We start from the raw sequence: 12,349 nt of genomic DNA on the forward strand, positions 1-12,349 counted from the left end.
CTGGGCGCCTATAGTGAAGGATCGACACAGCAACATCGCGCCCCGGCCAACGCTTGGGTACAATTGCCGGCCACCTTGATCGAGTAACAGGACCTTTACATGATCGCTTGCCTGCGGCTGTTCACAGCCCTCTGCCTTGCTGCCCTGCTGGCAGCCTGCGCCAGCTCGCCCTCATCCAGCCTGGGCGAACTGCCGCGCACCCCGGACGCCAGCATCGAGCAACTGCTCGAGAAGGCCGCTTCCAGCAAGTCCGCGGAAGACGCAGCCCTGCTGCGCCTGAGCGCGGCGGACCTGGCCTACAAGCAGAAGGACTTCCCGCGCGCCGCACGCATCCTCGAGCAGGTGCCGCTGGACACGCTCAAGCCGGCCCAGCAGGTGTTTGCCAGCACCCTCGGCGCCGAGCTGGCCATGAGCCGCAACCAGCCCAAGGCCGCCCTGGCAGCCCTGGCCCACCCCAGCCTGCAGCGCGTCGCCGAGCTGCCGGAAGAACAGCAAGTGCGCACCTACAGCGTGCACGCCGCCGCCCTCGAAGCCGATGGCCAGGCCCTGGCCGCCGCGCAGCAGCGTGTGCTGCTGGCACCACTGCTCAGCGGCCAGGCTGCCAGCGCCAACCACGACGCCATCTGGGCCCTGGTCGCCTCGCTGCCGGCAGAGCAACTGCAGCAGCCAGCTAATGACCAGACCCTGGCCGGCTGGGCCAGCCTGGCCTTGGCGGTGAAAAGCGCCGGCACCCTGGAGCAGCAACAGGCCGCTATCGACGCCTGGGTCAAGCAGCACCCCGGCCACCCAGCCGCGCAACAACTGCCACTGGCGCTGACCAAGCTCAAGGAGCTGGCCAGCCAGCCGCTGACCAAGATCGCCCTGCTGCTGCCCCAGGACGGCCCGCTGGCCGGTGTCGCCCGCGCCCTGCGTGACGGTTTCATGGCAGCGCACTTCCAGGCCCAGCAAGCCGGCCAGCCGGCCCCGGCGGTGCAGGTGTTCGACAGCTCGCGCATCGGCTCGCTCGACGATTTCTACCGCCAGGCCCAGGCCGCTGGCGTGCAACTGGTCATCGGCCCGCTGGAAAAGCCACTGGTCAAGCAACTGGCCAGCAAACCGCAACTGCCGATCACCACCCTGGCGCTGAACTACGCCGACGCCGGGCAAAAGGCGCCACCGCAGCTGTTCCAGTTCGGCCTGGCTGCCGAGGACGAAGCCCGTGAAGTGGCGCGCCGCGCCCGTGCCGATGGCATGCAGCGCGCCGTGGCCCTGGTGCCGAGTGGCGAATGGGGTGACCGCGTCCTGGCCGCCTTCCGCCAGGAGTGGGAAGGCAATGGCGGCACCCTGCTTGCTGCCGAGCGCATTGCCCAGCCAGTCGCATTGGCCCAGCAGATTGCCGACCTGTTCCAGCTGCGCCAGAGCGAAGGCCGCGCCAAGAGCCTGCAGAGCACGGTCGGTGGCAGCATTGCCGCACAGCCGTCGCGCCGCCAGGACATCGACTTCATCTTCCTCGCCTCGACCCCGCAACAGGCGCAGCAGATCAAGCCGACGCTGAACTTCCAGTACGCCGGTGACGTGCCGGTCTACGCCACCTCGAACCTGTACAGCGCCAGCGGCGACGTCAACCAGTACAACGACATGAACGGCATCCGCTTCTGCGAAACGCCGTGGCTGCTGGACACCAGCAACAGCCTGCGCCAGCAGGTGGTACAGCAATGGCCACAAGCTGCCGGCAGCCTGGGTCGCCTGTATGCCATGGGCGTCGATGCCTATAGCCTGGCGCCGCGCCTGGGCCAGCTGAAAGCGCTGCCGGACAACCGGGTAATGGGCCTTTCGGGCAGCCTGAGCATCAACGCCAGCCAGCGGGTCGAGCGCCAGTTGCCCTGGGCCGAGTTCGCCAGTGGCCAGGTCAAGCGCCTGCCTGACACCCCGCGCTGATGGCCGCTGCGTCGCCCACCCGTGCCGGCCAGGCCGCAGAAACCCAGGCCCTTGAATACCTTCAAGGACAGGGTCTGCAACTGCTGGCGCGCAACTGGCGATGCAAAGGCGGTGAGCTTGATCTGGTCATGCTCGACGCCGATACAGTAGTATTCGTCGAAGTCCGCTACCGGTTGCACGCGGGCTTCGGTGGCGCCCTCGGCAGTATCGACGGGCGCAAGCAGAAACGGTTGGTGCTCGCCGCCAGCCTGTTCCTGCAGCAGGAGGCCCACTGGGGCAACCAGCCCTGCCGCTTCGATGTAGTCGCCCTGCAGGGTAGCCACCACGCAGGCACGCCGCTGCAATGGCTGAAAAACGCCTTCGAATGCTGAACCCACTTCGATTTTTTTGCTCTATGTTTCGCGGGCTGGTCCTTGTTGCGCGTCGCGCCGGCCACCGCCCTACTTAAGGTCACCAGATGGACATGCAATCCCGAATTCGCCGGCTGTTCCAGGCCAGCATCGATACCAAGCAACAGGCAATGGACATCCTGGCACCGCACATCGAGCAGGCCAGCCTGGTCATGGTCAACGCGCTGCTCAACGAGGGCAAGATGCTCGCTTGCGGGAACGGCGGCTCGGCCGGTGATGCCCAGCACTTTTCCTCGGAGCTGCTCAACCGTTTCGAGCGCGAGCGCCCGAGCCTGCCGGCTATCGCGCTGACTACCGACAGCTCGACCCTGACCTCGATTGCCAACGACTACAGCTATAACGAGGTCTTTTCCAAGCAGATCCGCGCCCTGGGCCAGCCCGGCGACGTTCTGCTGGCAATCTCTACCAGCGGCAACTCGGCAAACGTGATCCAGGCGATCCAGGCCGCACATGACCGCGAAATGATTGTCGTAGCTTTGACTGGCCGCGACGGCGGCGGCATGGCTTCACTGCTGCTGCCTGAAGACGTGGAGATCCGCGTACCTTCGACGGTTACCGCGCGTATCCAGGAAGTCCACCTGCTGGCGATCCACTGCCTGTGCGACCTGATCGACAGCCAACTGTTCGGGAGTGAAGAATGACCCCTATGCGCCTCGGCCTGATGGCCCTGACCCTGTGCCTGAGCATTACCGGTTGCAGCTCGGTACTGACCTCTACCCGCAATTCGCCGATCGAAGACGACCGCGGCACGCGCACCATCGGCAGCAAGATCGACGATTCGCTGATCGAAACCAAGGCCGCGGTCAACATCGCCAAGGCCAGTCCTGACCTGGACAAGGGCTCGCACATCGTCGTCACCAGCTACAACGGCATCGTCCTGTTGGCAGGCCAGACCCCGCGCGCCGACCTCAAGAGCCTCGCCGAGCAAACCGCCAGCCAGGTGCAGCGGGTGAAGAAAGTGCACAACGAGCTGCAGGTGATGCAGCCCTCCTCCATCCTGGCGCGCAACAATGACGCCTGGCTGACTACCAAGATCAAGGCCCAGATGCTGACCGACAATGCCGTGCCCAGCTCGCGCATCAAGGTCATTACCGAAAACGGTATCGTCTACCTGCTCGGCCTGGTCACCCAGCAGGAGGCCAACTCGGCCACCGCCGTGGTGCAGGGCGTGTCGGGCGTGCAGAAGATCGTCAAGCTGTTCGAGTACATCGACTGATTCATTGCCTGCCATGCCCCTGTTCGTTGGCACGCCGGCGATTGGGCCATGGCAGGCAACCATGCTCCACCCCTTTCAGATATCCAGGAAACACCGCATGAAAAAGCTTCTGCTGCCTGCCTTGCTGATCGGCACCTTCGCCACCCTGGCCGGCTGCTCGACCCCTAGCCAGATCACCCTCAACGACGGCCGTGAGATCCAGACGGTCGACGTACCGGAGTACGACGCCGATACCGGTTTCTACGAGTTCCAGCAACTCGACGGCAAACGCACCCGCATCAACAAGGACCAGATTCGCACCATCAGCGACCTGTAATCCGATACTGGCGGCAAAAAAAGGCGACCTGGACAGGTCGCCTTTTTTCATTACTTGACCACTTTGAGGCTTGGCCGGCCACTCGGGCGCGGTGGCTGCCCACCCCCCTCCGGTGGGCCGTCATCATCCGGCTGCACGTCATCATCGTCGTCGAGCATGTCATCCTGCGACGGCTCCAGCTCGAAGACCATGCCTTGGCCATTCTCCCGGGCATAGATGCCCAAGATGGCGCCAGACGGCACGAACAGCGAATGGGACACGCCACTGAAACGGCCTTCGAAGCTGACAGCGTCATTGTCCATGTGCAGGTTGCGCACGGCGTTCGGTGAGATATTCAGGACAATCTGGCCATCACTGGCGAAACCGTCTGGCACCTGGACCTTTGGGTACTCGGCATTTACCAGCATATGGGGGGTGCAATCGTTGTCGACGATCCACTCGTACAGTGCTCGAACCAGATAGGGGCGACTGGAGTTCATCAACGGCTCCTTAAAGCTTGCGCATTTCACGTTCTACGGAGGACAGGCTCGCCTGGAAAGGCTCGCGGGCGAACTGCCGCTCCATGTAATCCAGCAACGGCTTGGCTTGCCGCGGCAACTCGATACCCAAAACCGGCAAACGCCAGAGTATGGGCAGTAGACAACAATCGACCAGGCTTTGCTCCTCGCTCATGAAGCAGGCGAACTCGCCGAATAACGGCGAGACCCCGGTCAGGCTTTCGCGCAGGGCCTTGCGCGCCTCGGCACGGGCAGCCTCGCTGCTGCGCGGATCGAGCACGGTATCGGCCAGGGCACACCAGTCGCGCTGGATGCGGTGCATCAGCAAACGACTGTTGCCGCGCGCCACCGGGTATACCGGCATCAGCGGCGGATGCGGGTAGCGCTCCTCGAGGTATTCCATCACCACGGTGGATTCATACAACGCCAGGTCACGATCGACCAGGGTCGGCACGCTCCCGTAAGGGTTCACCTCGACCAGCTTGGGCGGCAGGCGGCCAGGGTCGACATCGATGACCTGCACGCTGATACCCTTCTCGGCCAGCACCAGGCGTACCCGATGAGAATAGTGATCAGCGGGGTCGGAATAGCAGGCTAACCTGTTGGTTGCGCCCATGTAGCGCCTCCTCGCACGGGATGCTTGTGAAACTGTAAATGAAAACGCGCCCGTGGAGGCCAGGCAGTTCTGCCTGGCCTCCACGGGCGCGTTCAACAACCAGAAACTACTGCGTGATCAGTGCACGTCCTTCCAGTATTCACGCTTGAGCAAATAGGCGAATACGAAGAAGAAAGCCAGGTACAGCAACACGTAGGTACCGATGCGCTGGCTTTCCAGTTTGACCGGGTTGGCCGAATAGGCCAGGAAGGTCACCAGGTTCTTGACCTTCTCGTCGAACTGCTCGGCCGTCAGGGTACCGGAATTCGGCGTAATGGTCAGCTGGTCGCAGGCTTCATGGGTAATCGGGCTGCCGGTCAACGGGTCGAACTGCTTCTTGCCATCGGTCACGGTCTGCACCTGCTTGCAACCGATCACCTGGTTTCCTTGCAGGCCGACCAGCACGTTAGGCATGCCCACGTTCGGAAACACCTTGTTGTTCACCCCGTACGGCCGCGACGGGTCTTCATAGAAGCTGCGCAGGTAGGTGTACAACCAGTCGGTGCCGCGCACCCGGGCCACCAGGGTCAGGTCGGGCGGTGCGGCACCGAACCAGGTCTTGGCGTCACTGGGCTTCATGCCGATCTGCATGTGGTCACCAATCTTGGCACCGGTGAACACCAGCTTCTCGAGCATCAGTTCGTGAGGGATGCCCAGGTCATCGGCGACCCGCTCGTAACGCTGGAACTTGGCGCTGTGGCACCCCATGCAATAGTTGGCGAAGGTCCGCGCACCGTCCTGCATGGCGGCCTTGTCGCTCAGGTCGATGTCGACCTTGTCCAGCTCCACACCGGTTTCGGCCGCGAAGGAAAAGGCAGGCATCACTGCCAGCAAAAATACTGCAATCAACTTTTTCATCAGCCAGTCACCCTTTCCGGAACCGGTTTGGTCTTCTCGAGCCTTGTATAGAACGGCATCAGCAGGAAGTAGGCGAAGTACAACACCGTGCACACCTGCGACAGCAAGGTACGCCCAGGTGTCGGCGCCAGTACACCGAGCACGCCGAGGATGACGAAGGCGATGCAGAACACCAGCAGGAAGAGCTTGCTGATCCAGCCCTTGTAGCGCATGGAGCGCACCGGGCTGCGGTCGAGCCAGGGCAGCACGAACAACACGGCAATGGCAGCCCCCATGGCGATCACGCCCATCAGCTTGTCAGGCACTGCCCGCAAGATCGCGTAGAACGGCGTGAAGTACCACACAGGCGCAATGTGCTCAGGTGTCTTGAAGGCGTTAGCCTGCTCGAAGTTCGGTTTTTCCAGGAAATAGCCGCCCATTTCCGGGAAGAAGAACACCACGGCGCAGAACACGAAGAGGAACACCACCACGCCGACAATGTCCTTGACGGTGTAGTAAGGGTGGAACGGAATGCCGTCCAGCGGGATGCCGTTTTCATCTTTCCTCTTCTTGATGTCGACGCCATCCGGGTTGTTCGAGCCCACTTCGTGCAGGGCAAGAATGTGCAACACCACCAGGCCGAGGATCACGATCGGCAGGGCGACGACGTGCAGGGCGAAGAAGCGGTTCAGGGTAATGCCGGAGATCAGGTAGTCACCGCGGATCCACTGGGTGAGGTCGCCACCGATCACCGGGATGGCCCCGAACAGCGAGATGATCACCTGGGCGCCCCAGTAGGACATCTGCCCCCACGGCAGCAGGTAGCCCATGAAGGCTTCCGCCATCAACGCCAGGTAGATCAGCATGCCGAACAGCCATACCAGCTCGCGCGGCTTCTGGTAGGAGCCGTAGAGCAGGCCGCGGAACATGTGCAGGTAGACCACGATGAAGAACGCCGAGGCACCGGTGGAGTGCAGGTAGCGCAGGATCCAGCCGTATTCCACGTCACGCATGATGTACTCGACCGAGGCGAACGCCTCTTCCGCCGAGGGGGTGAAGCTCATGGTCAGCCACACACCGGTGACGATCTGGTTGACCAGCACCAGCAACGCGAGGGAGCCAAAGAAGTACAGGAAGTTGAAGTTCTTGGGTGCGTAATACTTGCTCAGGTGGTCTTCCCACATCTTGGTGGCGGGGAAGCGAGCATCAATCCAGTCCATGAACTTGCTCATCATGCGTTCTCCTGGTCAACGCCGATGACGACGATCTCGTCCGACTCGTAAGAGTGCGGTGGTACGGGCAGGTTGAGAGGTGCCGGCTGCGACTTGTAGACACGACCAGCCAGGTCGTAGTGGGAGCCGTGGCATGGGCAGAAATAACCACCCACCCATTTCGGGCCGAGGTCGGCAGGCGCGACTTCCGGGCGGAAGGTGGGTGAGCAGCCGAGGTGTGTGCACAAACCGACGAGGATGAGGATTTCCGGCTTGATCGAACGGACCTGCGGGTCGACGTAGGTCGGCTGCACCGAAGCCTTGGACTCAGGGTCGGCGAGATCACCGGCAACTTTTTTCAGGTTGCCGAGGATTTCATCCGTTCGCCGTACGATGAACACCGGCTGGCCCCGCCACTCGGCCACCATCTGCTGCCCGGCCTCGACCTTGGCAATATTGACCTTCACCGGTGCACCTGCGGCTTTCGCCTTGGCACTGGGAAACCATGACCCCACGAACGGTACCGCAGCCCCCACTGCCCCCGCCGCCCCGACTACGGATGTCGCGGCTACGAGGAAGCGGCGCCGGCCTGCGTTGACGCCGTCATTGCTCATTCAGTCCTCTCCCATCAGCTTGCTTGGCCTGTTGAACCAGACCTGTACTTAGGTTGTGTCAGTGGCACTAAAAATTGGCCGCCATGGTAAGAAACAAATCCACACACTGACAAGGTGATTACCCCGACCAAGGGCGCCTACCCGCGCTTTGCTTGATCTGCGTCTATGCGACAAGTGGTCACTGACATGCTGACAGGTTAGTTCAAGACATAAAAAAAGCCCGGTTCCAAGGAACCGGGCTTTTTTCGACTGCCGAAGCGGTATTAACGCTTGGAGTACTGAGGACGCTTACGCGCTTTACGCAGACCCACTTTCTTACGCTCGACTTCACGAGCGTCGCGGGTGACGTAGCCAGCACGACGCAGAGCGCCACGCAGGGTTTCGTCGTATTCCATCAGAGCGCGGGTGATACCGTGACGGATCGCACCGGCCTGACCGCTGACACCACCACCGGAAACGGTGACGTAGATGTCGAACTTCTCGACGGTTTCGGTCAGCTCGAGCGGCTGACGAACAACCATGCGAGCGGTTTCACGACCGAAGAACACGTCCAGAGAACGGTTGTTGATGGAAATGTTACCAGTACCCGGACGCAGGAATACGCGAGCGGTTGCGGTCTTGCGACGGCCAGTGCCGTAGTTTTGAGTCGCCGACATAATGAACTATCCCGTTAGATCTTCAGTTCTTGAGGCTGCTGAGCAGTGTGTGGGTGAGCAGCACCCGCGTACACTTTCAGCTTGCGGTACATGTCGCGACCCAGCGGGTTCTTCGGCAGCATGCCTTTGACCGCAGTTTCGATAACACGCTCAGGGGCCTTGGCGATCAACTTCTCGAAGTTGATTTCCTTGATACCGCCCGGGAAACCGGAGTGGGAGTAGTACATCTTGTCGGAAGACTTGGCACCAGTCACACGAACCTGCTCGGCGTTGATAACGACGATGTAGTCGCCGGTGTCAACGTGAGGGGTGTATTCTGGCTTGTGTTTGCCACGCAGACGGCTAGCGATTTCGGTAGCCAGACGACCCAGGGTCTGGCCAGCGGCGTCGACTACGAACCACTCGCGCTTTACTGTTTCCGGTTTAGCAGTAAAAGTTTTCATTCTCTAAAGCCTCAGAGGCCGCCCAGCGAAAAATAGACGGCGAATCTTACTGGATAGTGCACAGCTTGCCAAGGGCAAGCGCGCAGCCGAACACTGACGCTTTTGGGGGCTCGGGTCAGGCACGCCAACGTTCGACGGGGTTCTTCCTGCGTGGTGGTGCATCACTTCCGCCACACGGAGAGGGGCCGAATTATCCAGATTGCGCGAAATTTTTCAACCTGCTTTGATGAGCTTTCATTGCCAAGGAGTGTCCACCCGATGGAATACCGCCAGCTCGGCCGTACCGACCTCAACGTCAGCGCCCTGTGCCTGGGCACCATGACCTGGGGCGAACAGAATGACCAGGCCGAGGCCTTCGAGCAGATTGCCCGGGCCAAGGCCGCCGGGGTCAACTTCATCGACACCGCCGAAATGTACCCGGTGCCGCCCCGCCCCGAAACCTACGCCGCCACCGAGCGCATCATCGGCAACTGGTTCCGCGCCAGTGGCGATCGCGACGACTGGGTACTGGCCAGCAAGGTTGCGGGCCCGGGCAACGGCATCAGCCACATTCGCGACGGCCAGCTCAAGCACAACCGCCAGCACATCGTCGCGGCGCTGGACGAGAGCCTCAAGCGCCTACACACCGACCGCATCGACCTTTACCAGTTGCACTGGCCGGAGCGCAGCACCAATTTCTTCGGCAAGCTGGGCTACCAGCACCTGCCACAGGACCACTTCACCCCGCTGGAAGAAACCCTCGAGGTGCTCGATGAGCAGGTGCGCGCCGGCAAGATCCGCCATGTCGGGCTGTCCAACGAAACGCCGTGGGGCACCATGAAGTTCCTGCAACTGGCCGAAAGCCGCGGCTGGCCGCGGGCGGTGTCGATCCAGAACCCGTACAACCTGCTCAACCGCAGCTTCGAAGTTGGCCTGGCGGAAGTGGCCATCCGCGAGCAGTGCGGCCTGCTGGCCTACTCTCCACTGGCCTTCGGCATGCTGTCGGGCAAGTACGAGAACGGCGCGCGGCCAGCCAACGCACGCCTGACCCTGTTCAGCCGCTTTGCCCGCTACTCCAACCCGCAGACCGTGGCCGCCTGCAGCCGTTATGTGCAGCTGGCCGGCGAGCACGGCCTGGACCCGGCGCAGATGGCGCTGGCATTCGTCACCCGGCAACCGTTCGTGACCAGCAATATCATCGGCGCGACCAGCCTGGAGCAACTGGACAGCAACCTGGCCAGCCTGGAACTGAAGCTGAGCGATGAACTGCTGGCGGCGATCGAGGCGATTCACCAGGAGCAGCCGAACCCGGCGCCTTGAGGGTCATCCTGTACCGCCTTCTTCGCGGGTAAGCCCGCGAAGAACCAGCGCGGTGTATCGGGCTGGACACCATCGCCAAAAAATAAGACGATCCAGCCGGTGATTGACCACTCTACCCTATAAGAACAATGACAATGATGTTTACCCAACCCTCCGCGTCGCTGCGGCGCGTCAGCATCCTGGCCATTGACAAGGTGTTCGCTTCGACCTTGATGCAGGCCAAGGACTTCTTCCACCTCGCCAGCCTGCGCTACGGCAAGCAGCTTGGCCTGGGCCTGCAGCCTATGTTCGAGATTCGCCTGGTGAGCCCGGACGGCCTACCCGTGGACAGCTTCAGCAACGTGCAACTGCCGGTCGATGGTGGCCTGGACGATGCCGACGTGATCATCCTGCCGGCCTTCTGGGACGATTTCGACAACCTGCTGCAGCGTTATCCACAGGTGCTGCCATGGCTGCGCGAGCAGCATGCCCGTGGCGCGGTGCTGTGCGCCGAGGCCAGCGGCGTGTTCTGGCTGGCCGAGTCCGGCCTGCTCGACGGCAAGGAGGCCACCACCTACTGGCGCTTCTTCAACAGCTTTGCCGAACGTTTCCCGAAGATCCGCCTGAACCAGGACAAGCACCTGACCGACGCCGACAACCTGTATTGCGCTGGCGGCACTACCTCGGCCTGCGACCTGTACATCTACCTGATCGAACGCTTCTGCGGCGCCAATGTGGCCCGCGCCGTGTCACGCGACATCCTCTACGAGGTGCAGCGCAACTACACCCCGGGGCGCATGGGTTTTGGCGGTCAGAAGCTGCATCAGGACCTGGTCATCCTGCAGATCCAGCACTGGCTGGAAGAGCACTTCGCCGACAAGTTCCGCTTCGAGGACGTGGCCCGCAACCATGGCATGAGCATCCGCAACTTCATGCGCCGCTTCCAGGGAGCGACCGGCGACAAGCCGCTGCATTACCTGCAACGGCTGCGGATCGAGACAGCGAAGGGCTTGCTGTCGAGTACGCGCAAGAGCATCAAGACCATCAGCTACGAGGTCGGTTATGACGATGCCAGTTTCTTTGCCCGGCTGTTTCGCCAGCACACGGAGTTGTCGCCGAACCAGTATCGGCAGCAGTTCATGCAGGAGGCTTGAGGGCCAAGGGGCTGCTTTGCAGCCCCCGGCGTCTTACGGCTTGTGCGCGCGAGACAGGAATTCGTGCGACTGCATCTCCAGCAACCGGCTCAGGGTACGCTGGAACTCGAAGGCCAGGCGCCCGCCGGTATACAGGTCCTTCAGCTCAACCTCGGCCGAGATGATCAGCTTGACGTTGCGGTCGTAGAACTCGTCCACCATGTTGATGAAGCGGCGGGCGATGTCGTCGGTGGTGACGCCCATCTGCTCCACGTTGCTCAGCAGCACGGCATGGAAGATCTTGCCCAGCTCGATGTAGTCGTTCTGGCTACGCGGACCGTCGCACAGGGCGCGGAAGTCGAACCACGCCACGTCGTCACAGGTCAGCAAGGCCTGGATCGGACGATTCTCGATCATCAGCACGTCGTTCTCGACCGCCTGGGTGCATTCAGGGGTCAATGCCTTGAAGCTGGCGCGCAGGCTCTGGTGCGCCGCCTCATCGAGCGGGTAGTGGTACAGTTCGGCCTGCTCCAGGTGACGCAGACGATAGTCGACCCCGCTGTCGACGTTCACCACGTCGGTGTACTGCTTGATCATGGCGATGGCCGGCAGGAAGCGCGCGCGCTGCAGACCGTCCTTGTACAGGCCGTCCGGCACGATGTTGGAGGTCGCCACCAGCGATACACCGTTCTTGAACAGCTCTTCCATCAGCGTGCCGAGGATCATCGCGTCGGTAATGTCCGAGACGAAGAATTCATCGAAGCAGATCACCCTGGCTTCTTCGCTGAAGCGCTTGGCAATGATGGTCAGCGGGTTCTTCTCGCCCTTGAGGGTTTTCATTTCCTCGTGCACACGCTTCATGAAGCGGTGGAAGTGCGTACGCATCTTCTGCTTGAACGGCAGCGCCTCGAAGAAGGTATCGACCAGGTAGGTCTTGCCGCGCCCTACCCCACCCCAGAAGTACAGGCCCTTGACTGGTGTCTGCTCCTTCCTGCCGAACAGCTTGCCGAACACGCCCGGCTTGTTGTTCTGCGCGTGCACGAGGTCGTCGTACAGGCGCTGCAGGTGACGCACCGCAGTTTCCTGCGCCGCGTCATGAAAGAAGTCGGGACGTTTCAGATCTGCTTGATATCGTTCTAGGGGCGTCATGATTCGCTAGCGGGGCA

General features: G+C 61.9%; 15 protein-coding genes. 7 read left to right on the forward strand and 8 right to left on the reverse strand.

The window, feature by feature from the left end; all coding sequences use genetic code 11:
* Window positions 1-99 precede the first annotated feature (99 nt).
* From QSV36_RS05835 to QSV36_RS05855, 5 genes are all read left to right on the forward strand, one after another.
* Window positions 100-1,917 carry a penicillin-binding protein activator gene (locus tag QSV36_RS05835; RefSeq protein ID WP_289130747.1) on the forward strand — a complete coding sequence of 606 codons (1,818 nt, stop codon included), beginning with the start codon at window positions 100-102 and terminating at the stop codon, window positions 1,915-1,917.
* A complete protein-coding gene (locus QSV36_RS05840; protein ID WP_289130748.1) occupies window positions 1,917-2,288 on the forward strand; it encodes a YraN family protein in 372 nt (123 codons plus the stop codon). Before QSV36_RS05835 ends, QSV36_RS05840 begins: the two co-directional genes overlap by 1 nt.
* A gap of 86 nt (window positions 2,289-2,374) precedes the next feature.
* Window positions 2,375-2,968: a phosphoheptose isomerase gene (locus QSV36_RS05845; RefSeq protein ID WP_012274070.1), complete on the forward strand. Its 594-nt coding sequence runs from the start codon at window positions 2,375-2,377 to the stop codon at window positions 2,966-2,968.
* On the forward strand, window positions 2,965-3,543 hold the full coding sequence (locus tag QSV36_RS05850; RefSeq protein WP_170032432.1) for a BON domain-containing protein: 579 nt from the start codon (window positions 2,965-2,967) through the stop codon (window positions 3,541-3,543). The genes QSV36_RS05845 and QSV36_RS05850 overlap by 4 nt, the downstream gene beginning before the upstream one ends.
* 97 nt (window positions 3,544-3,640) lie before the next feature.
* Window positions 3,641-3,859 (forward strand): YgdI/YgdR family lipoprotein, encoded by a 219-nt coding sequence (locus tag QSV36_RS05855; RefSeq protein ID WP_289130751.1) that lies wholly within the window; start codon window positions 3,641-3,643, stop codon window positions 3,857-3,859.
* A gap of 50 nt (window positions 3,860-3,909) precedes the next feature.
* Here QSV36_RS05855 and QSV36_RS05860 read toward each other — a convergent pair whose 3' ends face one another.
* The 7 genes from QSV36_RS05860 to rplM form a co-directional block, all read right to left on the reverse strand.
* Window positions 3,910-4,338 (reverse strand): ClpXP protease specificity-enhancing factor, encoded by a 429-nt coding sequence (locus QSV36_RS05860; RefSeq protein ID WP_289130752.1) that lies wholly within the window; start codon window positions 4,336-4,338, stop codon window positions 3,910-3,912.
* A gap of 10 nt (window positions 4,339-4,348) precedes the next feature.
* Window positions 4,349-4,972, reverse strand: a complete 624-nt coding sequence (locus QSV36_RS05865; RefSeq protein ID WP_063913318.1) for a glutathione S-transferase N-terminal domain-containing protein — start codon at window positions 4,970-4,972, stop codon at window positions 4,349-4,351.
* A 117-nt stretch (window positions 4,973-5,089) separates the two neighbouring features.
* On the reverse strand, window positions 5,090-5,869 hold the full coding sequence (locus tag QSV36_RS05870; RefSeq protein ID WP_225779170.1) for a cytochrome c1: 780 nt from the start codon (window positions 5,867-5,869) through the stop codon (window positions 5,090-5,092).
* Window positions 5,869-7,080: a cytochrome b gene (locus tag QSV36_RS05875; RefSeq protein ID WP_289130758.1), complete on the reverse strand. Its 1,212-nt coding sequence runs from the start codon at window positions 7,078-7,080 to the stop codon at window positions 5,869-5,871. The genes QSV36_RS05870 and QSV36_RS05875 overlap by 1 nt, the downstream gene beginning before the upstream one ends.
* Window positions 7,080-7,673 carry a ubiquinol-cytochrome c reductase iron-sulfur subunit gene (gene petA / locus QSV36_RS05880; RefSeq protein ID WP_170032444.1) on the reverse strand — a complete coding sequence of 198 codons (594 nt, stop codon included), beginning with the start codon at window positions 7,671-7,673 and terminating at the stop codon, window positions 7,080-7,082. The genes QSV36_RS05875 and petA overlap by 1 nt, the downstream gene beginning before the upstream one ends.
* 263 nt (window positions 7,674-7,936) lie before the next feature.
* Window positions 7,937-8,329, reverse strand: a complete 393-nt coding sequence (rpsI, locus tag QSV36_RS05885) for a 30S ribosomal protein S9 (protein WP_003260797.1) — start codon at window positions 8,327-8,329, stop codon at window positions 7,937-7,939.
* 14 nt (window positions 8,330-8,343) lie between these two features.
* Window positions 8,344-8,772 carry a 50S ribosomal protein L13 gene (gene rplM / locus QSV36_RS05890; protein WP_003260798.1) on the reverse strand — a complete coding sequence of 143 codons (429 nt, stop codon included), beginning with the start codon at window positions 8,770-8,772 and terminating at the stop codon, window positions 8,344-8,346.
* A gap of 258 nt (window positions 8,773-9,030) precedes the next feature.
* On the opposite strand from rplM, the gene QSV36_RS05895 reads away from it, so the two are divergent.
* Together QSV36_RS05895 and QSV36_RS05900 are read left to right on the forward strand one after the other, a co-directional pair.
* Window positions 9,031-10,071 carry an NADP(H)-dependent aldo-keto reductase gene (locus QSV36_RS05895; RefSeq protein WP_289130762.1) on the forward strand — a complete coding sequence of 347 codons (1,041 nt, stop codon included), beginning with the start codon at window positions 9,031-9,033 and terminating at the stop codon, window positions 10,069-10,071.
* A gap of 212 nt (window positions 10,072-10,283) precedes the next feature.
* Window positions 10,284-11,204, forward strand: coding sequence for a GlxA family transcriptional regulator (locus QSV36_RS05900; RefSeq protein WP_289130907.1), 921 nt, complete (start codon window positions 10,284-10,286; stop codon window positions 11,202-11,204).
* A 33-nt stretch (window positions 11,205-11,237) separates the two neighbouring features.
* On the opposite strand, the gene zapE is transcribed toward QSV36_RS05900, so the two are convergent.
* A complete protein-coding gene (zapE, locus tag QSV36_RS05905) occupies window positions 11,238-12,332 on the reverse strand; it encodes a cell division protein ZapE (protein WP_289130765.1) in 1,095 nt (364 codons plus the stop codon).
* Window positions 12,333-12,349: the final 17 nt, after the last annotated feature.

This window comes from Pseudomonas sp. BCRC 81390, assembly GCF_030341915.1.
Taxonomy (GTDB): Bacteria; Pseudomonadota; Gammaproteobacteria; order Pseudomonadales; family Pseudomonadaceae; genus Aquipseudomonas.